The organism is bacterium (assembly GCA_037128595.1).
GTDB lineage: Bacteria > Verrucomicrobiota > Kiritimatiellia > CAIKKV01 > CAITUY01 > JAABPW01.
On record JBAXWB010000004.1, the window covers coordinates 1 to 24,413 of the forward strand.

The 24,413-nt window shown below is 57.6% G+C and carries 22 protein-coding genes, 1 tRNA gene and 1 pseudogene; 12 read left to right on the top strand and 12 right to left on the bottom strand.

Annotated features, from left to right (window positions below; all coding sequences use genetic code 11):
• Positions 1–161 precede the first annotated feature (161 nt).
• Positions 162–1,178, top strand: coding sequence for a transposase (locus WCS52_02905; GenBank protein ID MEI6166120.1), 1,017 nt, complete (start codon positions 162–164; stop codon positions 1,176–1,178).
• A 184-nt stretch (positions 1,179–1,362) separates the two neighbouring features.
• On the opposite strand, the pseudogene WCS52_02910 reads toward WCS52_02905, so the two are convergent.
• The 6 genes and pseudogenes from WCS52_02910 to cobS all read right to left on the bottom strand — a co-directional run bounded on the left by WCS52_02910 (position 1,363) and on the right by cobS (position 7,860).
• A pseudogene (locus tag WCS52_02910) lies at positions 1,363–1,620 on the bottom strand (ORF6N domain-containing protein).
• 36 nt (positions 1,621–1,656) lie between these two features.
• A complete protein-coding gene (locus WCS52_02915; GenBank protein MEI6166121.1) occupies positions 1,657–2,913 on the bottom strand; it encodes an ABC transporter ATP-binding protein in 1,257 nt (418 codons plus the stop codon).
• 4 nt (positions 2,914–2,917) lie between these two features.
• A complete protein-coding gene (locus WCS52_02920) occupies positions 2,918–3,886 on the bottom strand; it encodes an iron ABC transporter permease (GenBank protein MEI6166122.1) in 969 nt (322 codons plus the stop codon).
• Positions 3,879–4,760, bottom strand: coding sequence for a helical backbone metal receptor (locus tag WCS52_02925; GenBank protein ID MEI6166123.1), 882 nt, complete (start codon positions 4,758–4,760; stop codon positions 3,879–3,881). The genes WCS52_02920 and WCS52_02925 overlap by 8 nt, the downstream gene beginning before the upstream one ends.
• A gap of 35 nt (positions 4,761–4,795) precedes the next feature.
• Complete coding sequence (locus WCS52_02930) at positions 4,796–7,120, bottom strand: hypothetical protein (GenBank protein MEI6166124.1); 2,325 nt, start codon at positions 7,118–7,120, stop codon at positions 4,796–4,798.
• Positions 7,120–7,860: an adenosylcobinamide-GDP ribazoletransferase gene (gene cobS, locus WCS52_02935; protein MEI6166125.1), complete on the bottom strand. Its 741-nt coding sequence runs from the start codon at positions 7,858–7,860 to the stop codon at positions 7,120–7,122. Before cobS ends, WCS52_02930 begins: the two co-directional genes overlap by 1 nt.
• A gap of 167 nt (positions 7,861–8,027) precedes the next feature.
• Between cobS and WCS52_02940 the strand changes: the two genes are divergently transcribed.
• Positions 8,028–8,978, top strand: coding sequence for a Gfo/Idh/MocA family oxidoreductase (locus WCS52_02940; protein MEI6166126.1), 951 nt, complete (start codon positions 8,028–8,030; stop codon positions 8,976–8,978).
• Positions 8,979–9,167: 189 nt separating this feature from the next.
• Positions 9,168–9,677, top strand: coding sequence for a hypothetical protein (locus WCS52_02945; protein ID MEI6166127.1), 510 nt, complete (start codon positions 9,168–9,170; stop codon positions 9,675–9,677).
• Between the two features lie 67 nt (positions 9,678–9,744).
• On the opposite strand, the gene WCS52_02950 is transcribed toward WCS52_02945, so the two are convergent.
• Together WCS52_02950 and WCS52_02955 are read right to left on the bottom strand one after the other, a co-directional pair.
• On the bottom strand, positions 9,745–10,176 hold the full coding sequence (locus WCS52_02950; protein ID MEI6166128.1) for a PA14 domain-containing protein: 432 nt from the start codon (positions 10,174–10,176) through the stop codon (positions 9,745–9,747).
• Positions 10,173–10,523, bottom strand: coding sequence for a hypothetical protein (locus WCS52_02955; GenBank protein MEI6166129.1), 351 nt, complete (start codon positions 10,521–10,523; stop codon positions 10,173–10,175). Before WCS52_02955 ends, WCS52_02950 begins: the two co-directional genes overlap by 4 nt.
• A gap of 234 nt (positions 10,524–10,757) precedes the next feature.
• Between WCS52_02955 and WCS52_02960 the strand changes: the two genes are divergently transcribed.
• The 9 genes from WCS52_02960 (at position 10,758) to WCS52_03000 (ending at position 19,954) form a co-directional block, all read left to right on the top strand.
• Positions 10,758–12,785: an AAA domain-containing protein gene (locus WCS52_02960; GenBank protein MEI6166130.1), complete on the top strand. Its 2,028-nt coding sequence runs from the start codon at positions 10,758–10,760 to the stop codon at positions 12,783–12,785.
• A gap of 72 nt (positions 12,786–12,857) precedes the next feature.
• Entirely contained in the window at positions 12,858–13,262 is a 405-nt protein-coding gene (locus WCS52_02965) for a hypothetical protein (protein ID MEI6166131.1), read from the top strand.
• Between the two features lie 47 nt (positions 13,263–13,309).
• Complete coding sequence (locus WCS52_02970) at positions 13,310–13,831, top strand: hypothetical protein (protein MEI6166132.1); 522 nt, start codon at positions 13,310–13,312, stop codon at positions 13,829–13,831.
• 26 nt (positions 13,832–13,857) lie between these two features.
• Complete coding sequence (locus tag WCS52_02975; protein MEI6166133.1) at positions 13,858–14,559, top strand: hypothetical protein; 702 nt, start codon at positions 13,858–13,860, stop codon at positions 14,557–14,559.
• Positions 14,560–14,612: 53 nt separating this feature from the next.
• The gene (locus WCS52_02980) at positions 14,613–15,908 is read left to right on the top strand and encodes a hypothetical protein (GenBank protein MEI6166134.1); all 1,296 of its coding nucleotides are present in this window, start codon (positions 14,613–14,615) and stop codon (positions 15,906–15,908) included.
• A gap of 26 nt (positions 15,909–15,934) precedes the next feature.
• Positions 15,935–17,425 (top strand): ATP-binding protein, encoded by a 1,491-nt coding sequence (locus WCS52_02985; protein MEI6166135.1) that lies wholly within the window; start codon positions 15,935–15,937, stop codon positions 17,423–17,425.
• 581 nt (positions 17,426–18,006) lie between these two features.
• Positions 18,007–19,152, top strand: a complete 1,146-nt coding sequence (locus tag WCS52_02990; protein MEI6166136.1) for a response regulator — start codon at positions 18,007–18,009, stop codon at positions 19,150–19,152.
• Positions 19,153–19,238: 86 nt separating this feature from the next.
• A complete protein-coding gene (locus tag WCS52_02995) occupies positions 19,239–19,784 on the top strand; it encodes a hypothetical protein (GenBank protein ID MEI6166137.1) in 546 nt (181 codons plus the stop codon).
• On the top strand, positions 19,784–19,954 hold the full coding sequence (locus WCS52_03000) for a hypothetical protein (GenBank protein MEI6166138.1): 171 nt from the start codon (positions 19,784–19,786) through the stop codon (positions 19,952–19,954). Before WCS52_02995 ends, WCS52_03000 begins: the two co-directional genes overlap by 1 nt.
• A 111-nt stretch (positions 19,955–20,065) precedes the next feature.
• Here WCS52_03000 and WCS52_03005 read toward each other — a convergent pair.
• The 4 genes from WCS52_03005 to murC all read right to left on the bottom strand — a co-directional run bounded on the left by WCS52_03005 (position 20,066) and on the right by murC (position 24,381).
• Positions 20,066–20,150, bottom strand: a tRNA-Leu gene (locus WCS52_03005).
• Positions 20,151–20,200: 50 nt separating this feature from the next.
• Positions 20,201–21,598, bottom strand: coding sequence for an undecaprenyl-phosphate glucose phosphotransferase (locus WCS52_03010; GenBank protein ID MEI6166139.1), 1,398 nt, complete (start codon positions 21,596–21,598; stop codon positions 20,201–20,203).
• Positions 21,599–21,619: 21 nt separating this feature from the next.
• Positions 21,620–21,979 (bottom strand): hypothetical protein, encoded by a 360-nt coding sequence (locus tag WCS52_03015; protein ID MEI6166140.1) that lies wholly within the window; start codon positions 21,977–21,979, stop codon positions 21,620–21,622.
• Between the two features lie 74 nt (positions 21,980–22,053).
• A complete protein-coding gene (gene murC, locus WCS52_03020; protein MEI6166141.1) occupies positions 22,054–24,381 on the bottom strand; it encodes a UDP-N-acetylmuramate--L-alanine ligase in 2,328 nt (775 codons plus the stop codon).
• Positions 24,382–24,413 lie beyond the last annotated feature (32 nt).

Here is a 24,413-nt window from a genome sequence, read left to right on the forward strand (position 1 = left end):
ATGCGTTTAGATTCTGGGCGGGGAGTCGTCAGGAGGAGGATCTATGCGCAGTTCGGCATCGTAGGGACACACAATTAGTTAATAAACATCTATACATTAATATAAAAGGTAGATATAAATGCGTTTAGATTCTGGGCGGGGAGTCGTCAGGAGGAGGATCTATGCGCAGTTCGAGAATAGTCGAGGAGGAATCGGCCTATTACCATATCTGGTCGCGCGTGGTGGACCGGAGGATGGTGTTTGATGATGACGAGAAGGAGCGATTCCGGAAGACGCTTCGGGCGGTGGCATCCTTTTCCGGGATCCGGATCATGACGTACGTGGTGCTCGATAATCATTTTCACGCACTTTCTTATGTGCCAAAGCGGGAAGAGGTTAGCGATACAGAGCTGTTGCGGCGTTTATTATTCCTTTATGACAAAACGGTGGTGGAGAACATCGGGTCACACCTGGCTTGCTTGAGGGCAGCGGGGAATCATGTGGCGGCTGATGCACGGAAACGCGAGTTCACCTACCGGATGTATGACTTGGGTGAATTTGTGAAGACATTGAAACAGCGGGTAAGCATGTCCTACAACAAACGCCACCATCGGAAAGGGACATTGTGGGAGGAACGGTTCAAGAGTGCGCTGATAGAGGGGACCTCGCGGATGTTAAGTGCCATGGCGGCCTACATTGATTTGAATCCGATCAGGGCAGGGATTGTAAAGGATCCTAAAGATTATCGTTTTAGCGGCTATGGGGAGGCGATGGGTGGATCAAAGGAGGCTCGGGAGGCGCTGATGGTGGTGACGAAGGATGGCGAAGCGTCGGAGGGATGGGCGGCCGTAGGCGCGCGGTACCGTCAGTTACTGTTTGTGAAGGGTGAGGCTAAGGGGCTTCGGGCTGATGGGCAGCCGGTGAAAAAGGGGATCAGTCCCGAAGCGGTAGAAGAGGTGATTGTGAATAAGGGCAAGTTGCCGCTGAATGAGATCTTGCGGAGCCGGATCCGGTATTTCGCAGATGGAGCAATTATTGGGAGTCGGGTATTTGTGGAAGATGCGTTTGGCCGGCACCGGGAGCACTTCAGCGCCAAACGGGCAACAGGAGCCCGCCCGATGAAAGGGGCGGATTTCGGGGACATGTTCACGGCACGGCAGTTGAGAGTGGACGTGTATGGTGCCGCCGCGACTGTGTAAGGGAGGGAATAGCGGAGGATGAACACGGAGATGATTTCTGCAGGCGATTTAGCCAAGCAGTCATCGCGCAATGTGATGTCGGAGTTGAATTGATGTAGTTCTGCCAAGATTTGGCAAATGGCGTTGCGTTTAAGGCTGGATTTGTCCAGAGCCAGCGGCCGCGCGGCCCTCAGAATTAATAATTTCAAAGGCGATAGGATAAATTGTTGTGGGCGAATTTCAATTTGTGTGTCCCTATTTGTTCCATCTCCTCCGCCTGTTCGGACCGCAATACATTCGCGGCCATGATCGCGCCGTGCTCGGTGAACGCGTAGGGTAAATACTTGATATTCTGGCCTCGCTTCAAGGTCGCAAATTGCGACCTTGAACGCCGGGCTTCCGCCAGGGTGAGCTGGAAGCAGAAGTCTTCCAGGAATCTTTTGATATTGCGGCGGACTTGCTCGTTGAGTCGTTTAAAAGGCGCCCGTTACGGCTCTGTTTACGAATGGGCGGGCAGGAGGGTCAATAATTCGGCTACATCCCGGTAGGGCTTTGCGCCCCGCTCCAGAAGCGTCTGTATCTTCTGCTCCGCCTGGCGGGTAGGGGTGTAATCTCGGGCTTCGATCCCTGGGGCGATAAAGACCGGTTTTCCTTCGGCTAACGCGCGCTCGAGTAATTCCAGATTCGCCAGATTGCCCGTCCCGAATGGCACAGGGGTTAAAATCAACGCTTCCGCCTTTGACGCCAGGTCCTGCGCTGTCTGCAGGGCCTCCCGGCTGACAGGGGAGAAGGGTTTCTCCAACGCCAGGGTGACGCCCAATACTTCCCCGACTTCGGCATCCATGTCGCCCCGATTAACTACCCCGCAGCTCAGGGAGTAGCCGCATAAGGCCAGTCTGCGCAACGTGGCTTCGCCGCAGCCACCGCCCACCACGGCGTGGATATGGATGCCTTTGCCTGTTTCGGCGGCCGGCAGGCGCGGGGCGGCTAGAATGCTGAGTCCGCCACTCTGGGGATCCTGGCAAACGCGGACATCGCAATGGTAAACCCGCCGCAAGGTCTCTTCCGTGAGCACCGAGCTCGGGGTGCCATCCGCCACAATGCGGCCCTGATGCAATACGATCAGGCGGCGGCTGAACTCGGCGGCCATCTGAAGATCATGACTGATCATCAAGACCGTGACGCCCTCCTCGCGGTTGAGCCGTTCGACCAGCTGCATGATTTCCAGCCGATGATTGATATCCAGATGCGAGGTAGCTTCATCCATGAGAATAATCCGGGGCTCCTGGGCCAGCACCATGGCGACAATGGCACGCTGCCGTTCCCCGCCGCTCAACTCATTCAGGGGGCGGTTGCGGATATCGGCGACATCGGTGTAGACCATGGCCCGTTCGACGGCCTGCCGGTCCTGTGCCGTGGGGGATGCGAACCGGCCGATGGAGACGGTCCGTCCCATCATGACAATCTCACCCACCGTGTAGGGAACCGGAATATCGAGTTCCTGAGGAACGACGGCAATGGCCCGGGCGCGCTCGCGCGCGGGCAGGCGGCGCAATTCGGTACCGAACAGGCTGACAGTGCCCGCGGTGGGGACCAGCAGGCCTGAGACGATATTGAACAAGGTGGATTTACCGGCTCCGTTGGGACCCAGAATCCCGATCATTTCGCCGGGGGCAATGGTTAACGAAATATCTTCCAGCACCGCATGGTCCCGGTATTTGGCGGTGACGTGATCAAGTTGGATGGCGGTAGGCATGGGGTTATTCAGGCCAGCTTTGCGCCCGGCGCCGTTTCAACAGGTATAGGAAAAACGGCCCCCCGAGCAGGGCCGTGATGACCCCCACCGGAATCTCGACCGCCAGAACCGTACGCGCCAAGGCGTCACAGGCGGCCAGAAAGGCGCCTCCGCCAATGGCGGCGGCGGGAATCAGGCGCCGGTGGTCCGCTCCCACCAGATGGCGCATGATGTGTGGGACGATCAGGCCGACAAATCCGATCAGACCGGCCACCCCCACGGCGGCAGAGGCCACCAGGGTGGCCAGCAGCAGGGCGATGATAATGGTGACCCGGACGCGAATGCCCAGGTGATGGGCCATATGGTGGCCCAGGGTGAGGGCATTGAGTTCACGGGACATGGACCAGAGGCCCAGCCCTCCGGCGGTGACCACCAGGCTGATCAGGATCAGTACGGCATTGGAACTGACCTCCAGATTGCCCAGCATCCACCAGAGAATGCTGTGCATCCCCTCGATGGATGAGACGGAAACCATGAACATGAGCAGGCTGGAGCAGACCGCGCTGACGATTACCCCGCTGAGGATGAGCCCGTAGATGGACGGGGAGTCGCCGCTGCTGCGGGACACGCCGTAGACCAGCGCCAGGGTGATCACGGCCATGACAAAAGCGCAGAGGGGCAGGACATAGGCGCCTGCGGCCGCAATGCCCGTGACAATCGCGATGGCCGCGCCCAGTCCGGCACCGCTGCTGACCCCCAGGATGTAGGGCTCGGCCAGGGGGTTGCGCAAGATCGCCTGAAAGACCACGCCGGAACAGGACAACGCCGCCCCGATTACGAGTCCACAGAAGACCCGCGTCAGGCGCAGGGTGAGAATTTCTCGCTCGAGGTTCAGATCCGGCAGGCCAAAGCCGGAGGGCCCCATCATGACGCAGAGCGTCAGAATGAACGGGGTCAAGCCCAGCACCAGCCAGAAATTTCGACGCTTATTCATGGATCTGTTTTTTGATGACCTCAAGGCCCTGCATTACCCGGGGACCGGGGCGCAAGGCGACATTGTTATCAAACCCGTCATAGACCCGTCCATCCCGGACTGCGTTGATGTGACTCCAGCCGGGCTGCCTCATGATGACATTCCGGACCGGGGTGCTGCTCGCCATGAAAAAACAGAATACAATATCCGGGTTATGCGCCAACACCCACTCGGAAGAGGCTTGAAAATAATCCCGGTCGATTTCATCCCCGATATTCAGTCCGCCGGCCAGGGCGATCAGATCCGAGACAAACGATTGGCCGCCTGCGGCGTAAAAGGGGTCATGCCAGATCAGCACCAGGACCCGGGGCCGATGTGTGAACGCGGTGGCCTGTTGGCGCGCCAGCTCAATCTGCCCGACCAGGTTGGAGGCCATGGCACGGGCTTCGGCTTCCCGGTGAATCAGCTGGCCGACGTGGATAATGGCGGGAGGGATGTCCGCGAGTCGGGCGCAGGCCACATGGACCGGATGGAGTCCCACGCGTTTCATTTTGCTGTCCATCATCGGGTCGGCCACATCGGTATAGAGGACCTGATCCGGCCTGAGGGCCACGATACGCTCAAGGGACGGGACCCCGAAATCGCCGATGACCGGGACATTGCTGACGGCGGCAGGCGGGTAATCACAGGCGGAACTGCGCCCGATCAACTGGTTGCCGGCATTCAAGGCGTAGACAATTTCGGTAATGCTGGGGGCCAGGGAGATGATGCGGGGGGATGAGGTGGTGGAGGCAGGCACGGGCGCAGGAGCCGGTTTGCAGCCGGCGAGTATCAGTAAGGTGGCAATCGGTACCGCGAGCATCCCGAGACGGCGAAGAAGGTTTTGACAGAGCAAAACCCTCCATAATTCAGAGTGGCGCACCCATCGCGTCATGGCTGACTTCCGATTTCTTCAATGGCGATCAGATGGATTTGAGCGCCCAGGTCGCCGGGATAGCCGCGAATACCGATGGTCGCAGGATTATAGGGGGCTTCCGCCCAAAGGGTGAAGGTGCCCGTGGGGGGCAGTAGGGGCGCATCGGCAGGACGGGTGAGTATCCCTGAAACCCGGGTGAGATGGTTACTGATAGTTAATGCCAGGGCCGCGCCCGGCCAGGGTGGGGTGATCTTGAGAACCTGACCCGGCGCACCATCATCCCGTGAGGCGGCGGCCTCCAGGGTGATGCGGACGGAGCGGCCGGGAGCCGGCACGGGGCCGATCAGGCCCGACCCATTCCGACTCCAATGAGCCGGCAGTTGGACGTCTCCCTTTTGGATCGGGCTCCGGCAGCCCCAGGGGCCGCGCAAGGCCAATGGGCCATCGTCAAGAATTTTGCGCACAGCCAGCCCCGCGGAGTTGGTGATGGGTGTCCCTTTCAGGATGTCCACCTCCACGACATAGTCGCGGCATTCGGCGGGGAGTGACGTCTTGCTCACAATGCGCTTGAACCCGGCCGTCTGACGGCCCTGGCTTTGAAGGACCACGCCCGCTTCGAGGCCGGGATTGCTGTAGGCGGTTACCCACAAGACCTCTTCCTGCCCGGCGCGTTGGGCCAGCCAGCTGGAAAGGGCCGGGAGCGCGGTGTAGCCGTACTCGCTCAAGCCGATGACCCGGGTCTTGCCTGAGGCGGCAAAGGGCACACTATAGGGATAGTAATCGAAGAAGGTGAGCCGCTGCCCCAGGTCGCGGGAGAACGCGGCGACCCATTCCGTGGCACCGTGTTCGTGGCGGGCGAGATAGGGGGCCGGCCATTGACTGAAGTTGAACAGGCCGGCCAGCAGCAGGCCACCGGATATCAACGTGGCGGGGAAACGGCCCCATCGCTGCACGCAGTGCAGGCTGGCGGTGGTCAGGGAGGGAGTCAGGGCGATGATCAGAAGTAACACCAGGGGGATCAGCCGGCGTTGACTCCAGAGCCCCATGGGTTCGAACCCTTTCAGGTAGAAGAAGAACGGGGACAGGAACACTGTGAGTAGCAGCAGGGCACGGGCGCGGGGCTGGTCCTTGATCCAGAAGGTTGCGATCAGGCCGGCCAGGAGAAGGGCGCCGTATCCCCAGCGTACCCCGTCCCGATACTCGTGCAGGCCGGAGAGGACGAGCCCTTTGCCTGGCCAGAGCGAGGCCGGGATGGCAAACGGGACCGCCGCGATGAGCAACAACAGTAGAAAAAGGACCGGCTGCTCGATGACCCGGCGCAGGGTTTGGATCAGGCGCGTTTTGAGGGACGGTGATCCCACTATCAGTGTGGCCACCGCCACCAGGAAAACCAGAACGAACAGGGCTAGAAGCTTTTGAAGAGGTTCAACTGAAAGACGGTGACTGAAGCTATGCCAATCCAGGATATCGCCATACGGTTGGCAGCCCCAGACCGTCATGGCCCACAGCGGGACAAGTCCGGCGGCAAACCCGATGAGGCAATAAAGGGTCCCGCGTTTGGTCAGGGCGGGGTCCATCAGGAGCAGGATGAGGGCGGGCAGGGCGAGGACAATGGCGACGGGGTGAAAGCACACGGAGAGTCCGATGGCCAACGGGGCGAAGCGCCGGAAGAGGGGGGTGCAGACGGATAAGCTCAGGCCGAGGAGCACCAGGATTGCCAGGGCGGCTCCGGCGGCTTCCGCATAAAATCCGCGAAAGAGATAGGCGGGTAAGGGCGTTCCAATCAGGAGCATGACGCTGGCAAGGAGCCCGTATTTATGGCCCAGCGCCGCTCCGGTGCTGAGGACGGCGATAAAGACCAGCAGGCCCAGCAGCGGGACGAGATAATCCCCGCCACGGCCCCCGCTCAGGACGTCGAGTCCGGCGGCGGCCATGGGGAGAAACGGGTAGAAATAGGGCTGAATGGCTCCGGTGTTCACTGAGGTGATTTGAAAGGAGCGATCCCGGGTGTCACGGCCCCATTGTTGGAATTCAAGCAGGACCGACCGGCGGAGTGAGGGCGGAAGTTCCAGCAGGGTCCGGTCGGTGTCATGAAGGGGACGTCCGTTGGCGAGGGCCTGGGCCATGAGGCGGTAGCAGGAGGTGTCGAGGCCGGTAAAGGTATCCTCATGGGGGCGGAGCAACAGCATTCCGGCGGCCAGGATCGAGAGCGCCAGCAGGACTTTGGTGATGGCGGAGGTGCGTTGGAGGCGTTCGCGTAAGGCCCGGCAGATGGAGGCGCAGATTCCGCCAGCCATCACGAGCACCAATAGGAACCAGGTTACGTTCAGTATCGTCATCAGTGTCCTGCCGTGGCAATGAAGGCCGCAACCGTCAGGAGGCCCGTTTCAATGATTTCGTTGGAGGCCCCCAGCAGATCACCGGTGACCCCGCCAAAATGGTGTTTCATCCAGAGTCTCAGGAGAAAGGCAATGACCAGACCCTGCATGAGAAGGATCAGGCCGGCCAGTCCCGATGCGGCCAGACAGAACGCGACGGCGGCCACGAGGGCCAGGACCAGGTGGTAGGGACGGGCTTCCTGCACGAAGGCGGCGGCCTTCCCGCCCTCCAGCCGCGCGTAGGGCAGGGTGGTAGCCAGCAGGACCTGCGCGGTGCGGGAGATGATGAAAGGAACCAGGGCAAGTGACCATTGACCCAGGGCCGCCAGATGACTCAAGGCGACGGCTTTCAGGAGCAGGTCGGCCACAATAGCCATGACGCCAAACGCCCCTGTGTGCGGGTCCTTCATGATCTCCAGTCGTCGTTCCCGGATCCGGCTGGCACCCAGTGCGTCCATCACATCAGACAGTCCGTCGATGTGCAGCCCGCGGGTGAGCCAGACCGAGGCCATCATGGCGATTACGCCGGCGCCGACGAACCAGCCGGTCAAGCTGGCCACGTAGAGCGCGAGGATGATGAGGGCGCCAAGGAGGACCCCGATGGCGGGAAAAAAGGGGAGGGCTTTGGCCAGGCTGGCAGCATCCTTCCCCGGAACAGGGAGAATCGTCAGGGTCCGTATGGCGGTAATAAGTGGGCGCATGAAAGGAATACTATCACGCCATCATTGGAACAAAAGCCGAAAAACGGCATAGTATCAGTTTGAATAAGTGGTCGCTGTTGGTCCAGATTTCCTGGCTGTATTTGTCACCGGATAAGGTATATTTTAACAGGACGAAGAAACAGAAGTCAGGATTCAGAGGGAAATTAATGAAACGCATTCGAGTCGGGCTCTATGGGGCCAATGGGCATCAAATTCATCGTGGGCTGGCGGCGCATCCCCGAGCCGCATTGGGCGCGGTGGCGGCGTTTCCGGAGGCCGACTGTCCTGCGGGTTGCCGGCGCTATGTCACCCTGGATGAACTGCTGGCCGATCCGGAGATAGATCTGGTGTCGTTGTGTTCACCCCGGCGGGCGGATCAGGCGGCAGATGCGATCAAAAGCATGAAGGCAGGCAAGCACGTCTACGCGGAAAAGCCCAGCGCCCTCACAGAAGCCGATCTGGACGCCATCATTGCTGTCAGCCGGAAAACGGGGCGCCAGTTCCACGAAATGGGGGGCTCGGTCATGGGGAGTCCCTACCGTGAAATGAAGGCGGAGATTCAGGCTGGAACCATCGGCACGGTGGTGCAGGTGCTGGCGCAGAAGTCCTATCCCTGGGCGGCCTGGCGGCCGGCCGATGAGGCGTTGGATGGGGGCCTGGCCTTGCAGGTCGGAATCTATGTGGCCCGTTTTATCGAACAGGTCGCCGGTGTGCGCATCGCGTCCATGGAACTGGCCGAGACGACCTTGGGAAATACCCAGCCCGGAAGTGAGTGCCGGCGTGCCGCCTCCTTCCTGATGCGGCTGGAAAATGGCGGAGTGGCCGGCGGCCTGGCCAACTATCTGAATCCGATGCAGGAGCGGTGCTGGGGCTATGAAATCCTGAGGATCTTCGGGACCCAGGGGGTGATCGAGTCCAATGCCGACGGGGCCTTGGCACGGGTGATCCCGGTGGGCGGCGCCCTACGGGATCTGGTGATGTCCGGAGATACGACTACCTGCTTCGATTTATTTGTGGATAATTTGCTCGGTGGCAAACCGATGCCGTTGAGCCTGGAGGATGAACTCAGTCCCACCCGGTGGGTGGTGCGGGCGAAAGAGCGAATTCAGAAAATATAAAACTCTGATTTAATCATTGCCCCTCTCCGTTATTCGGATGAAACGGCCTTTGAGCCCTTCAGGTATTTCGATGTCCGGATTAAGGGTTTCCCTGATTCCTTCCTCCCGCCGCCTTCCCTAGGCTGTGGGCACAAAAACCAAGGAAGGGGTTTGGGTAACCACACGGTGATAAGCGCAACGAATAGAACTTTGAGAGCAGCCCTGGTCGCGGTTGTCTGGGCTACCCTGGGCCAGGGGTGTGTCTCGCACCGGCTGACCTCATGCTCCCTTCAGGGCGAGCCGGGTGAGCTGCTGCCGTGTCTGCCTGTCCGGCCGCCCCTTGTTGCGTGTCCCGAAGTCAAGAAGCCGGTGCCTTCGGGTATCCCGAAGCCGGCCCGGCCCTTACCGTTTGTTGCGATGGCGGCCGTTGAGAGTGGGCATGATCCCTTTGTCGTGGGGGATGGCGGCCGTGCCATCGGGTTGTACCAGATCCATTGGGAATACTGGAAGGATTCCGGGGTGCCGGGAAAATGGGAAGATTGCCGTGACCCGCGCTACTCACAGTTGGTGATCCTGGCTTATTGGAAGCGGTATTGTCCTGCCGCACTGGAACGGGGCGATCTGGAGGTATTGTGCCGCATCCACAACGGGGGCCCGCAAGGACACCGGAAGCGGACGACCCTCGTCTACTGGCGGAAGATCCAGGCGGCCTCTATTTAGATTCTGCTCAAACTCCGGAGTAGTCACGTCGGGCATGTGTCCACATCATCCCTGTAAGAAGCCCGCCTTATCTCCTCAAGTAGGGTATGCCGAGGGCGGTGTTGTCGGGGATCGGACCTCCGGCCCAGCGTAAGCGGAGTCCGCCGTGCCCTTTTTCCTTGAAATACTCAATCACGATCTTGTGTTCGCCGGCGTCGAGCATTTTTTCACCGTGCGTTCCGCTGGCCTTCCAGGAGACGTTTCGCCAGTTGTTGAGCACGAGGGAACCGTCTATGGTCATGCGCACTCCGCCATCGCTCTGGCAGTAGAACGAATAGTTCGCGGTGACGGGCGCCACCAGCGTGCCTTGCCACCGTGATGAGAACCGGCACTGGGACAGGCTGAACATACTGTCCCCGTAGGATGCGGTGACCTGCTTCTCCACCAGCCGGGCGATCGGCCGCTTGAAGCTCATCCCGTGGTAGTAGGTGACGGTCAACCCTTCTGACGACATCATCATGCAGACCCATGGGATGGCGATGAGTGCTGCTCCGGCTCCGTCGTGGCAGGGAATGCCAGGTCATCACGCCACTCGACAGCGGGAAAGATCATGGACGGGTGCAGGATGCTTTCATGCGCGAACAGGCCGGGATGGCGGGCCCGGATGGTTTCGAGGGTGGGGCCAGCCGCAAAGTCCGGAGGATAGACCGTCCCGTTCAGTTCATGGTCCAGCAGGCAGAAAAGGTGCAGGGCGCGCCGGCAGGCGGCTGATGCCACGGGCAGGGAGCTCGTGGTGGCCACGGTGTCCAGAATCTCATAGGCCTCACTCAGTGCCCGGCGACTCCGCTTGTAGGTTTCACGGTCCATTGGTCACGTTCCTCCCCGCAGCACACTCCACCGGGTTGGCGTCCAGGTACCGGAGCTCCATTGGGAAAACACTTGATATTTCATGTTTTCAATCCTTATGGAGGGTATCGCTCTGTCGAAACCACTGCCAGAAAGGTCAAAGCAAAAAATCCTGGAGGGCGAAATGGCCTGTTCCGGTCTTGATCTTCCTGTCAATCATGACTCAATATGGACCCATTGTCGTGATAGGGGATTATGCAGGAAACGGTTCAACAGTTTGTAGACAGCTTTCAGAAGGCTGTGCGGATGGAGATGGAGGCCATGCGGGAGCAGCTGGGCCCATATGAGGTACCTGTCAGCACCCCCATCGACACCGCCCTGCCCGGGGAGCGTGACTACCGGCTCTATGAAGTCACGGCGGCCGCCTCCGCCGACAAGCTAATCCTCAATGGCGAATGTACGCTGGTTCATGATGAGGGGGAAACACAGGTGACCATAATCGCGATTGAGGGCGATCATCTGACCCTGCGGAGTGCAACCGCATTCCCGCAGGGATCCTCATCCTGGACCTTGGTCATTTACCCCTGGTTCCTTTATGAGCGGCTGTTGCAGACACTCGACTCCCTGCCGGCCTCCTCCGCCTTCCATGCTGCGAGTGCGCTGACCTTGTTCGGGAAGCTCGCGCCCCAGGAGCAAAGGGCCTCCGCGGTTTTCACGGCCCCTGACCTGAATGCCAGCCAGTGCCAGGCCGTCCAGTTATGTTGTGACTCGAATCTGGCCTTCATCTGGGGGCCGCCGGGGACGGGTAAAACGCGGACCATCAGCCATATCGTGATGCAGCTTCTGGCTCAGGGGCATCGCATCCTGCTCACGTCGACCACGAATGCGGCGATCGATCAGGCTCTGGCCGTGCTGGCCTCTCATCCGGAGGCACAGCCCCACATGAAGGCTGGTCAGATTGTCCGGGTTGGTCAAACGAGTGCCGAGACGTTCGGGGCCAGTCTGAGCGAGGTCATCAAGGCGCAGAATGAGGCTTTGCGTCAGCAGCTTGACCGGCTGAAAGCCCGGGGCCAACCGGTCGTGGGGCAAATCCAGGAGTGCGATAAAGCACTCAGGAAGCTCAAGGGGGCGGTAGGCGGGCACCAGATGGAGCTGTTCGATCTGATCCCCGATGACCCCCTGCATGTGGGCGATATCTCCGGTATTGTTAAATACCGGTTCCTTCATCATCTCCTGAGGATGTCGCCCGTCCGGAAACAGGCCTTTATTCAGTGCCGGCGCGGTAGACTGATCAGGGCCAATACGCTCTATCAGACGAAAATCCATACGGTTTCCGAGAGACTGGGCGGTAAAGATCAGGCCGTGATGGATAACGCCCGTGTGGTACTGGCCACCATGACGAATATGTATATCAGCAAACTGCTGCTGGCGCAGCAGTTCGACGTGGTGATTGTCGAGGAAGCCGGGATGGCGGTGCTGCCAACCCTGTTCTATTGTGCCGGGCTGGCCGCCAAGAAGGTGATTGCGGTGGGGGACCCCCGGCAACTGCCTCCGATTGTCGTGGCGCGCGATCGTTATGCGCAGCAGGCCATGGGACGGAACATCTTCGACGTCACCGTGCCGGACCCGGATCTCAGCAAGGTCGTTGTCATGCTCGACACCCAATACCGGATGCACCCTGCGATCGGGGCGCTGGTCAGTGAATTGTTCTATGGCGGAAAGCTGGTGAGCGACCAAGGCACCTCCACCCGAAACGCCATTGCTGCCTGTCATCCTTATCCGGGCGAGGCGCTGGTGGTGGTCGATACGGAGGGGACCACCCAGTGCTCCAAATCAGAGGGCAGTTACTCGCGGTTCAATAAGCGGACCGCCGAGTGGTGCGTCCGGTTGGCTACGGAAGCGGTCCGGGACGGGGTTGAATCGATTGCGATCATCACGCCCTACGCCCAGCAATCCCGCCTCATTTCAAGCTTACTGGCGGAGTCGGGGATCCCAGGAGGAATGGTGGAGTGCCGGACGGTGCACCGGTTCCAGGGGAACGAGCGCGATATGGTGATCATGGATACCGTCGACACATTGCCGGAAATGCCCGGGGTCCTGCTGGCCGGCCGAAAAGGGGCCAGCAGCGCGCCCCATCTATTGAACGTCAGCATCTCCCGTGCAAAAGGGAAACTGGTCATCGTGTCGGATGTCAGTTATTTCCGCACCCACGCCGCAGGCAGCGCCATTGACCAGGTTCTGTCGATGGCCGTGCGGGCAGGGGTGAGGGTGGGGATGGAGTGAGTCTGCTTCTTCGCTTGTATGGGGTTATCAGGACAGGTAACATGAACGTCAAATCACAGAAAGAGGTTTCTTATGCCCATTCCCGTATTTGTACATCTGGCCTTGCTCGCGTTGATGGTGGTGTTCTGTATTTTGGCTGCTGTAACCGCTTGGAAGCGATCAGGGAACTGGCTGTCCCGTCACAGGTGGTTTGGGGCCATCGGCGCGTGTTCGGGCCTGATCGGGATTGCCGTGATGGTCTCCGAAAAGATTGAGCATGGGTACCCGCATTTCGCATCGCCCCATGCGATCCTGGGTCTCACGATCGGGATTTTGCTGGTGGTGGTTCCGTTGTTAGGTTTTTTTGGGTCGCGGGGGTATAATACTTTGAGAGGGCCGCACCGGATTCTCGCCAGGATTCTGATCCTGCTTGGGTTGCTGGGGCTGGCGTCCGGGGTGCTTCGCTACCTGCAGATCTCAAAACCGAATCCCTCGTAAGGAGCTCACGGGTAATCTATCATCTTCTGAAAGAACCGAGTAATACAATGAACAAGCTAATTAAAGTTTCCGGGGTAGTGGTGTCGGTCATGTTGGCTGGGTCTGTAACGATGGCAGATCCCTATCGAGGAGACCATGGCCATCAAGATTATGATCATCGAGATAGAGACGGGGGTCATTATGATGGTGGACGGAATTATCACGGTTACAATGAGGGGGGGCGGCATTACGGGTATTATCACAATGGTGCCGGGTTGTTGGTTTTCGGCCTGATCGCACTCGGCATAACTGAAGTAATACTGTCTTCTGATCGTCCGGTTTATGTGCAGCAACCTGTAGTTGTCCGGGAGGCCCCGCAAGTGGTTTATGTGCAGCAACCGGCTCAGCAGGCCGTAGTCGTCCAGTCGCCCGCTCAGCCTTTGACCATGATCATAAACGTTCAGAATTCAAATGGATCCATGACCCCGGTGGCCATGCGTCAGGTTGGTAATCAGTGGGTAGGTCCCAGAGGCGAGTATTACAATAACCTGCCGACCGTGGGCGAGTTACGCGGAGTGTACGGATTCTGAAGCGATTCAATAATAGGAGATATTCAATGAAACAGGCGGCAGGGTACGTTTTTATTCTTATCATAGCGGGATTCGTAACCAGCATGGGCTGCGGCAAGAAATCCGAGGCCACCAATCCGGTTGCCGTATCCGCCACGTCCTCGTCCATTACTCCCGCTCCCGGATCCGCAAGCGCGAAGCCAGCCGGCACGGCGGGTGCGGTGGAAGCGGAGACCACGGCCAAGCTTGCCGGTGCGGAGTGGGCGCTGAAGCAGGATCAAATCAAGAACGACCCGAACGGACAGTGGGCCGTTGCGGCAACGGCTTCCTCTACCTATAGCGATGCCGTCGAAATGGAGCGGTGGGCCGCCAATCAGGTCGCCGGAGTGCCTAACGTTGAGAAGTATGGCGATGACGGCAATGCCTGGGCGCCGAAGACCGAGGATGCCGGTTTGGAATGGCTGGAAGCGACCTTCGCGAAGCCGGTCTATGCCACCGAGGTGCGCATTCGGGAGTCATGCGGCTCCGGGACAATTATCCGAATTGAGCTCTTCGATGAGCAGGGAGTTTCACATACGCTCTGGACAGGCATCGATCCCACGACGGAACTCAACTACCTGATGATCAAGTTTCCGATGACGACCTTCAAGACGAACCGCATCAAGATCACCCTGACCACCAACGTAGTGCCGGGCTGGAACGAGATTGACGCTATCCAACTCGTCGGCAAGGATTCCTATCCGCGCTGAGCCACGGAGTTGACCTCACATCTTTATCTGAGAGTGTTCATGGGGCAGGCAATTTGCTGACAGTCCAGTTAGTCGGTATTATCCTTAACCCGTTTTGGGATTGCAACAAGGTGGGGGATAGTATGTACTCAAAACACAAAGTCATGGCCAAGATATCGGACAAAAGAACTGTAAAAGAAGTTCCTCAAAATTCACAAGGTGAGTGGATGGGGAGGTGTTTTCCTGCCTGTTTTCTCCTGATCTTTCTTGCGCTCCTGTTTATTCAAATGGGGGATTTCTCCGGCGATCACTACCGGCATCCCCGGGATGCTGATTGCATTTCGTACGTTCAAAATTCGCAAAAACTTTTTTCCGCCACAGTCAATCCTTTCGCATTTCGAATTCTCACACCATTGTTGATCAGGAAACTGATGAATCCCCACGGCCAGGGGGCTATCGGCTATGACTTTGCCTGGAACAGCTTCACGTTTCTGTGTGTCTATGGATCTGGACTGCTTTTTTACCTGTTCTGCCGGAGGGTGTTGAAACTGTCTTCATCTGCTTCTTTTATTGCCGTTTTGATGCTGGTGAGCAACTGGATCTACAGCCTCTTTCAGTTTGAGCTCCCGTTTTTCGTCGATCCGCTGAACAACTTGTTGTGGATACTTGCGCTTTATTTGTTATTCATCGAACGATGGGACTGGTTCTATGTTGTTTTGGGGGTGGGGATGTTCAACAAGGAAGTCATTCTACTGCTGGGCCCATTATGTCCTCTATTCGCATATCTCAAGTCTGGCAGGATTTGTTCGCGTACGGTCTTTCTGAACACGGCCGCCGTAATGGGCCTGTTGGGACTCTATGCGGCCTATCGATACTATGTTGGTTCTGCCCTGAATCTTTCACACTTCCAACTGGCTGCCGCCTATAATGAAGGGACTAAAGGCACTATCCTGTTTGCGATTTCACAACAGAAGGATCTGTGGAACATTTTCCTCGCATTGCAGTTCCCTTGGATCTTTTTCGCTTTGGCCATTTATGAGCTTCGAAAGGCTTATGGTTGGCAAAACCGCTATCTGCTGGCTTCCTTGTATCTGCTGGCCGCCTGTTTCATGGGGCGCCTGTTTGCCGCAGATGCGAATCGCGTGTTTGTCATGATGGCGCCGATGGTGATCGGGTTGTCTGTGTCGTACTGGTGTGCGGGATTCAAAACCAAGACGTTCCAGTCATTGGTTTTTCTGTTTTTCTTATACCTCTGTCTAAACGTCGGTTGGGTTGGCAACAAAGAACCCATGATTTGGATGAACATTCTGGCATGCTTGTATGGAATATGGCGAGTTCGCGGCCTGTCGGCTGAACTGATGCCATCTTGATCAGTGCTGCCATCGAATCACAAATTATGCTACTGAAATTAGGTCATAAACTCATTCTAACGGTCGGCATCACCACGCTCCTTATCATCGGCGTCTATGCCGTATTCCTGATCCGCGCCCAAAGCTCCGTGCTCATCAGTGAAGTGGAACGGCATGTGAATCAGCTGAGTGAAACGGTAAAAAACAGTACTCGGCATGATATGCTCATGAATCAGCAGGATCGAATCCGGGAGGTGGTTGCGACGATCGGGAAACAGCATTCTATCCACAATGTCCGTATCCTCAATAAGGCGGGTACGATCATTTACTCATCGAAAAGCGATGAGGTTGGGGAAATGGTGGATAAAAAAACCGAAAGTTGTTACGCCTGTCACGCGGCTGATCAGCCGATCGAACACCTGGGGATTGAGCAGCGCACGCGGATATACCGTCCAGATGTGAAATCCGGCCGTATCCTTGCCATCATCAATCCCATCTATAATGAACGTTCCTGCTGGAATGCGGAGTGCCATGCGCATTCGTCAAAGCAGACGGTCTTGGGCGTGCTGGACGTTGCCGTTTCCTTGCAGGACGAGGACGCTCAGATTGGCAGAAGTGAAATGAAGGCCATCTACTTTGCCGTCATCGCGGTTCTGGCGATAAGCTTGATCATCGGGGGATTTGTGAGGAAGTGGGTTGACAAGCCGGTAAAGGAGCTCGTGAAAGGGACCCATAATGTGGCGGCGGGGAACCTTGATTATGTCATTCCGAACCCGCGTAACGACGAGCTTGGCGAACTGGCCAAGTCGTTCAACATTATGACTGAAAAACTTGCGGAAATGCGTTTCCAGTTACTGCAGTCTGGAAAACTGGCCTCCATCGGGCGGCTGGCGGCTGGAGTGGCGCACGAAATCAATAATCCCCTTACGGGGGTCCTCACTTACAGCAGCTTTCTGCAGAAACGAACCCGGGATCAGCCGGAGATCCAGAAAGATCTGGATGTGATCGTCCGCGAAACCAAGCGTTGCCGCGAGATCGTAAAAGGGTTGCTCGATTTTTCACGCCAGTCGCCCCCGAAGATCACTCTGGTTGATATTCATCAAACCATTGAACGCACGCTTGCCGTTGCCGCGAATCAGCTGGCCCTGTCGCATGTGACCCTGGTGAAAGAGTTCTGCGCTGACGCTCTTCGCGTTCAAGCCGATGAGAACCAGATGCAACAGGTGTTCCTGAACTTGATCGTCAACGCCATTGATGCCATTGGCCCGGACGGCGGGACCTTGACGATCGGCAGTCATCTCGGCGTGAAGGACGAACAACCGTATCTTGAAGTCACGGTGAAGGATACCGGCTGCGGTATTCCGGCCGAAAACCTGAACAAGATCTTTGAGCCGTTTTACTCCACAAAAGATCAACGCGGGACGGGATTAGGCTTGTCCATTATCTGGGGGATTCTCGACAACCATCACGGACGGATCACCGTTCAGAGCGAACCGGGTAAAGGAACGATGTTCACCATCACCCTGCCGGCTGTTTAGTCCCTTACGACTTAAATCAGTCGGGTTTTGGCACGGATTCAGACAAGAAAAGAATTTGAACAGAAGAGCGCTAAGGGCGCAAAGGAGTCTGCGGCGAAGACGCCGCAGACTCAGGTGGAGTTAGAATCCAATATCCTTTGAATTGGCGCCTTGTAAAATCAATCTTCAAATACCGTTGTTTGCTTCAGCTCCGGCGCCTTCGCCGCAGCTGGCTTTGCGATCTTTGCGTGCTTCTGTTCAAATTCTTCTTGGTTCCGGCTACGCCGGGTTAGGTCAACATCAAATGAATCAAATTAGTGGGCACCCCGGCCGGGATCCGGGTTATTCATTGAAGAAACTGGGGGGGCGACTAGAGCGAAGCACAGGTGGCAGCCGACGTCCTCGGCGGCTGAAGGCCTATCAAGTTGCCTTAAAAGGGGCAAATCGTTCGCCGGGGACGGCGAACGCCACCTTGCCAAGCTCAAAACGGGGTCTTTTCATTGAAAACCGCCCGTTTTAAGTTTGTTTCAAGGTAGTTGAAGTCCCCTGCGTTTTTGAGATACGATCACTATGGTTGGAATCGAAATTTAATTGAGGTGTATATGGCGGTATTTTTTCTCGCAGTACTGGTGTTCATTTTTGCTGACGTCGTGATCCGTTTCATCAGCAAGGAAATTCATGCGAAGAAGATCAAAAAGGAACGCGCGGTCGCATTGGAGGCCAATCTGAAGGTTGATTTCAGCCGGGAGGCAAAATCACTGAAGCGTATCGAGGTGGAGAGCCCCAAAGCCCGGATCCTCTGCGTGGATGATGAGGAAGTGATCCTGGACAGCTTCAGAAAGATCCTGGTGCTGGATGGTTATTGCGTTGACACCGTGAGCAGTGGAAGAGAAGCATTGGGGTTGATTCAGGTCCGGCAGTACGATTTCGTATTCACCGATCTCAAGATGCCCGAAATGGACGGGGTCGAGGTGACGAAGGCCGTGAAGTCCCTTCGTCCGGATATTGATGTCATTATCATTACCGGTTTCGCTTCGGTGGAAACGGCCGTTGAGACGATGAAATCCGGTGCGATGAATTATGTGCAGAAACCGTTCACAGAAGACGAGCTCCTCGAGTTCTTGAGAATCGCCCTCATCAAGAGGCAGGATAATATGCAGCGGCAACTGAAGCCGACGGTACGTATTTGCCAATATCCCGATGCGATCAAAAACCGGCCAAACGAATTCGTGATTCCGGGTGGCGTATTTATTGCTGAAGGCCATTGCTGGGCGGCCGTGACACAAGGTGGAGGCGTGGAAGTCGGGATTGATGATTTTGCGCGCAAGCTTATCGGGAAAATCGACGGGGTAGATTATCCGAAGCCCGGGATGGTGGTAACACAAGGACAGCCCCTTTTCAGCGTCAGGCAAAAGAATCGCTCGGTTCCGTTTGTCTCCCCGGTGACAGGGAAAGTGGCGAAACTCAATACCGCATTGAATAAGAATCCGGAGCTTTTTGAAATTTCCCCGTACGGAGGAAATTGGGTTTGTACTATCGAGTCCGAAAATTTTGATGCTGATCTCCGTTCATTGAAAATCGGCAATAGCGCCGTCGTGCTGATTCAGGATGATGTCGAGCGTTTCTTGCTCCGGGCCGGCACTCAAGATGCCGCTGGCGCTAATGAGTTGCGCGTTGGTGTGATGGAGCAGTATGGCGATTCCGACTGGAATGACATCGCGAAGAAATTTTTCCGGAAGCCATCTTGATTGATCTGGACGCCCCTGCCATAATTCGACACATGAAAAAAGATAACCCGCCAATTCCCGCCGACCCCAAGGATGATTCCGAGGAAATGAATAGATTGATGATGGAGGGGTATGATCGGATTGATCAGCGAGACGAAACCGGTGCCTGTGAGATCTGGTTTCAATTGTGGGATATCCTGAAAAATAAAGTTACCCCTGGTATCAAATCGATCGAGGAGGCTGAGGCGCTATTTGACGGAGACGAATATCTTTCCAACTGGGTACATGACTTGGACACGGGGCTCGCCAATGCGGCTCTTGATAATCCCCTTTTTCACGAACAACGGCTCGTCTATTGCCGGGAGTTCATTCAACTCTTCCCTGCCAGTGTTGACATCATCAAGCACATGAAGCTTGCCATTGCTGATTCGCTTTTTCAGTTGGGGAAGAAAGCGGAGGCGGAACAGGAATATAAGCGCATGGTTGCCGAGGATCCAGCCTATCCATGGGGCTATATTCACTGGGGTGACTTTTATGCGGGTGAAGACAATGCGAAAGCGGAGGCCCTTTATCGCAAAGCATTGGGGATGGACAAGGCTGAGGATAAGGTGATTCGGGAAAGAATACAGGATTTGAAGGCCATGGCCCGGTAATGATGACACGCCGTGAACGGTTAATGGCGACGCTCCAGGGGAAGTCGGTGGATCGACCCGCTGTGAGTTTGTACGAGTTGGGTGGGTTTCGCATCGATCCCGGTGATCCCGATCCCTATAACCCTATAGAGAGCAGTTCGACTGCGGAGCAGTTGAACTGCTCTCTATAGGGTGAATACGGTCTGGACGACCGAACATCTGCTCAAGAGTGTTGAGGATGTGGAGGCCTATCTGACCATCCGTAGCTCAAGTCGCGCTGTTGGGGGACGCAGAGCGAAGGATGGTGCACCCGGAGGGATTTGAACCCCCACACCTTGCGGCATAAGAACCTGAATCTTACGTGTCTGCCAATTTCACCACGGGTGCACGAAAAACGAGCGATAGGGGTACCAATTCCACGGCCGGACTGTCAACTCTTAATACGCATTTTTCTGGGCGGAGAAGGTCCGGATCAGGATTTTGAAGTCCAGGGCCAGGGACCAATTCTCAAGATAATAGAGATCGTATTTAATGCGTTCCGCAATGCTGGTGTTGCCGCGCAGGCCATTTACCTGCGCCCAGCCGGTCATTCCCGGCTTGGAGGCATGGCGCCAGATATAGCGATCGATGTCATCCTTGAACTTTTCAACAAAATGCGGCCGTTCCGGACGGGGCCCGATCAGGCTCATATCCCCCCTGAGTACATTCCAGAGCTGGGGAAGTTCATCGATGTTCGTGCGGCGGAGAAAGGCCCCGAAAAACGTCCGGCGCGGATCATTTTCCACGGTCCAGACCGGGCCGGTCTCCTTTTCGGCATCACTGCGCATGGTGCGGAATTTGTAGATCGTGAATTCCTTGCCATTTTCGCCGCACCGTTTCTGCCGGTAAAAGACCGGGCCCGGTGAGGAGCGTTTGATGAGCAGGGCGACCACCGCAAATAATGGGGAGAGGAACACCAGACCGCATAACGCGCCAATGACATCCTCGGCCCGCTTCAGCATCTGATGCCAGAAGGTGTCCAACGGCCAGCGGCTGACGCCCAGCAGGGGGATGTCATCCACCGTCTGCATATCCATGCTGCCGGTCATGATCCGGAATATGTCCGGCACCATGTTGAAGGTGATCATATTGCGCTCCGCGGCGAGGATAATCTCCAGGATGCGCTGATGGCCGATGGTGCTGTCGGAGAGAATGATCTGGTCGGCCGGGTGGGTATCGAGAATGGCGTCCAACTGAGCCAGTTGCCCGTGAATCTGGCCGGGCGAAATTTCCGGGACGGTGGGGGCGGAACCGGTTTCGATAAAGCCGGTGACTCGTGAGCGCAGGCGGGGATCGGACTCAAGGCCGCGTTTCAGGTGGGCCGCCACCAGGTCGGTGCCGATGATCAGGATGCGTTTGTGGTTATTCCCATGGCGGGCGAGATAGATTTCAAGCCGGAACAGCAGCCAGCGTTCGATAATAACCAGGAACAGGATAAATCCGGCGGCCAGGGCAATGGTCAAACGGGAGAAGGGGGGGAAATCATCCGGACGGATGGCAAAGGCCAGGGCCGTGGTGATGAGAATGCCCAGGCCCGTGGCCCGGATCAGCCGGGGGATCCGACCGGGAAAATGGCCCTGCTGGGGGCGGACATAGAGTCCCAGGGCGCGATAGATGAACAGAAAGATAATGGTGGTAATTCCGGCCCCCCAGCCGTACATGAAGTACAGGCGCGGCGGCATACTGTCCACAGCGATCAGGCCGCTGTCAAAGCGCAACCAAGTGGCGGCCAGAAACCCGCCGAAAATCGCAAGAGCATCAACTAAAACGGCCAGCCCGCTGGCCAGCGCGTCCATGGTATCGCGTGCTTTCAGGGACTACTCACCTTTCTGAACATCGACACGCAGATTCCAGGTGGCGGCGAGCCAATCCATAAATTCAGCTTGTTCATGGGGAATCGTGTTGGCCAGATTCTCGTTGAGCACGGTGCCGAAAATCAACTCGCGGGCATCGGGATTGGTGAGGGTCGTGAGGAAGGCTTTCAGCGCGGTGCGTTCGGCAAAGCGGCCTTCGGCCTCTTCCGCCAGTTCATGAAAGAGATCTTCGCCAAGCTCATCCACAATCGCTTCAACCTGAGCCACCTCATTATCAGTGATATCCCGGTCACTGATGACCGCGACTTCCGTCAAGGCGACAAGGGCCAGTTTTTCATCGCGTGATAGTTCATTGATAGTCATAAGTTCTCCCTGTTGTTGAAACTACCTATAACGTAGCATGTTTTCCCCAGTCCTGCATCATCGGAGTTGCCGGCTTATTCCATGATCTGGATTTCGGTTTCGAGTCGGTGGCCCTGCTGCCGCTGGACGGTCTCGCGGGTGATTTCCAGGACGGCGCGGACATCCGAAGCCATTGCCCCGGGCTGCGTCACAATGACATTGGCGTGTTGCATCGAAATGCTGGCCCCCCCGACGGTGAAGCCCTTGAGTCCGGCCTGTTCAATCATTTTTCCCGCGAAGAGGCCGGTGGGATTTTTGAATATGGAGCCGGCGGTCCGCAGGCCTTTCGTCCAGACCCGGTGGGTGGCCAGTTCAAGGTGTTTGCGTCGAATCGCAGAGGCATCGCCCGGTTGGAGCCGGAAGCCGGCCTCCAGGATGATCTGGTCCCGCAGGGTGGGGCAGGTGCGGTAGCCAAAGGCGAGCATTTCGCGTGTCAGGATGCTGTTCCGGTTGTCCCGGTCCAGAATACGGACCCAGGCCAGGAGGTCGGCCATGGAACCGCCCCAGGCTCCGGCATTGCCCAGGACGGCACCGCCCACCGTGCCGGGGATGCCTTCCAGAAATTCAAAGCCGGCGATCTGGTGTTCTTCCGCCCAGTTGGTCAGGCGCGCCAGCGGGGTTCCGGCGCCGGCCACCACGAGTTCGTTCCGTTTCTCAATCCGGCGGAACGATTCGCCGGTGAGTCTGGCCACCACACCCCGGACGCCGAGATCGCTGACGAGGACATTGCTGCCGCCGCCCAGGATTTGCAGCGGGATGGATTCCTGGCGGCACCACTGGGCGATTTTGACAAGATCCGGTTCCGTTCCGACCTCCATCCACAGGTCGGCCCGCCCCCCGACGCCGAGGGTGGTGCGGCCCGCCATGGACTCATTCCCCTTGACGAGGGTGGTGGTCAGGTCGATCTGGCGAATGGCGCGCCCGGTCAGGGTGTGGAGTTCGTCGACACGTGAATGAGTCAGGTCATCCCGGGCCCAGGCGGCAATACGTTCGACGTCCCCCGCTCCGATGATGAGGAAGAGATCCCCCAGTCTCAACTGATTGCGGCTATACTCCCAGGCATCGCGCAGCGAGGGGGCCACCACGGTGCGCAGGGCGTGCTGGCTCCGGCAATGGGCATAGAGATCCCAGATGGAGCCGCCCGGAAGGGGGGCTTCCGAGGCGGCATAGACGGGACAGAGGATAAGCTCGTCCAACCCCTGGAACGAGCGTGGATAGTCGGGGCCGAGCGCCAGGGTCCGGGTATAGCGATGCGGCTGGAAGACGCCAAAGGTGCGGGGTCGGCCCAACCGATGGGCCGCGCTGACCAACGCGGTGATCTCCGCCGGATGATGGGCATAATCCGAGATTACCACGACATCCTCGCGATCGATAATGCGCTCGAACCGGCGCCGGGGAAGCGCCACTTTTACCAGACTGGTGCGGAGCTGGTCCGGTGGCACCCCGAGTTCCAGGCCCACTGCCAGGCTGGCTAAAGCATTCAGGACATTATGCCGGCCTGGGGCAGGGACGGTAAACAGGCCGAGGTCCTGGTTCCGCCACAAGACCTGAAAGGTGGTCGAGGCGGGGTGCTCCTGCAGGCGTTTGGCATGAAGGTGGGCGGTGGCCGACAGTCCGTAGGAGACGCCATGCCCCTGTTGGCCGCACAGTTTGGCCGCCCGTTCATCATCGGCGCAGTAGATCAGACACCGGCGGGTTTGCGTGATAAACCTCAGGAAACAGGCCTCAAACGCGTCCACGCCGGAGAAATGTTCCATGTGGTCGAAATCGATGTTGGTGATGACGGCGATATCCGGGTGGTACAAGGCAAGGGTGCCGTCACTTTCATCGGCCTCGGCGACCGTGAGGTTGCCCGCGCCGGCGCCCGCCACGCCGCCCAGGGGCTCCACTTCTCCGCCGATGCAGAAAGAGGGCTGACAACCGGCAGCGGTCAGGAGCTGGGCCGTAAAGGACGCGGTGGTGGTTTTGCCGTGGGTTCCGGCGATGGCAATCGAGGTGGGGGCGCAGGCCAGTAAGGCCGGCAGGACTTCCCCCCGTTTGAAAACGGGAATATTCTTTTGTAAGGCAGCCTGGATTTCTGCGGCGGATTCCGGCACGGCCGCACTGCGGATGACCCAGTTCACTTCGGGCGTAATGTGGGCAGGGGAGTGTTGCTCGCTGAGGTCAATCCCCCGTTCCCTGAGCCAGTGGGCCAGTTTATTGAGCATCACATCACAGCCGGTGATCCGGAAACCGCGGGCTTTGAGAAGCACGGCGAGCCCGGCCATGCCCACCCCGCAAATACCGGCCAGGTGAATGGTGCCGGAGCCCGAGGCAATCAGGGCTCGCAAACATTCATCGCGTTTATCGTCATGTAGGTTCATAGCTGCAAAATCTGCTCCCTGATCATAATCTC

Excerpts from the sequence above, each read along its gene's own strand:
- WCS52_02905 (MEI6166120.1), top strand. The coding sequence starts at position 162 with ATGCGCAGTTCGAGAATAGTCGAGGAGGAATCGGCCTATTACCATATC.
- WCS52_02915 (MEI6166121.1), bottom strand. The coding sequence starts at position 2,913 with ATGCCTACCGCCATCCAACTTGATCACGTCACCGCCAAATACCGGGAC.
- WCS52_02920 (MEI6166122.1), bottom strand. The coding sequence starts at position 3,886 with ATGAATAAGCGTCGAAATTTCTGGCTGGTGCTGGGCTTGACCCCGTTC.
- WCS52_02930 (MEI6166124.1), bottom strand. The coding sequence starts at position 7,120 with ATGACGATACTGAACGTAACCTGGTTCCTATTGGTGCTCGTGATGGCT.
- cobS (MEI6166125.1), bottom strand. The coding sequence starts at position 7,860 with ATGCGCCCACTTATTACCGCCATACGGACCCTGACGATTCTCCCTGTT.
- WCS52_02940 (MEI6166126.1), top strand. The coding sequence starts at position 8,028 with ATGAAACGCATTCGAGTCGGGCTCTATGGGGCCAATGGGCATCAAATT.
- WCS52_02950 (MEI6166128.1), bottom strand. The coding sequence starts at position 10,176 with ATGATGATGTCGTCAGAAGGGTTGACCGTCACCTACTACCACGGGATG.
- WCS52_02955 (MEI6166129.1), bottom strand. The coding sequence starts at position 10,523 with ATGGACCGTGAAACCTACAAGCGGAGTCGCCGGGCACTGAGTGAGGCC.
- WCS52_02960 (MEI6166130.1), top strand. The coding sequence starts at position 10,758 with ATGCAGGAAACGGTTCAACAGTTTGTAGACAGCTTTCAGAAGGCTGTG.
- WCS52_02965 (MEI6166131.1), top strand. The coding sequence starts at position 12,858 with ATGCCCATTCCCGTATTTGTACATCTGGCCTTGCTCGCGTTGATGGTG.
- WCS52_02970 (MEI6166132.1), top strand. The coding sequence starts at position 13,310 with ATGAACAAGCTAATTAAAGTTTCCGGGGTAGTGGTGTCGGTCATGTTG.
- WCS52_02975 (MEI6166133.1), top strand. The coding sequence starts at position 13,858 with ATGAAACAGGCGGCAGGGTACGTTTTTATTCTTATCATAGCGGGATTC.
- WCS52_02985 (MEI6166135.1), top strand. The coding sequence starts at position 15,935 with ATGCTACTGAAATTAGGTCATAAACTCATTCTAACGGTCGGCATCACC.
- WCS52_02990 (MEI6166136.1), top strand. The coding sequence starts at position 18,007 with ATGGCGGTATTTTTTCTCGCAGTACTGGTGTTCATTTTTGCTGACGTC.
- WCS52_02995 (MEI6166137.1), top strand. The coding sequence starts at position 19,239 with ATGAATAGATTGATGATGGAGGGGTATGATCGGATTGATCAGCGAGAC.
- WCS52_03000 (MEI6166138.1), top strand. The coding sequence starts at position 19,784 with ATGATGACACGCCGTGAACGGTTAATGGCGACGCTCCAGGGGAAGTCG.
- WCS52_03010 (MEI6166139.1), bottom strand. The coding sequence starts at position 21,598 with ATGGACGCGCTGGCCAGCGGGCTGGCCGTTTTAGTTGATGCTCTTGCG.
- WCS52_03015 (MEI6166140.1), bottom strand. The coding sequence starts at position 21,979 with ATGACTATCAATGAACTATCACGCGATGAAAAACTGGCCCTTGTCGCC.
- murC (MEI6166141.1), bottom strand. The coding sequence starts at position 24,381 with ATGAACCTACATGACGATAAACGCGATGAATGTTTGCGAGCCCTGATT.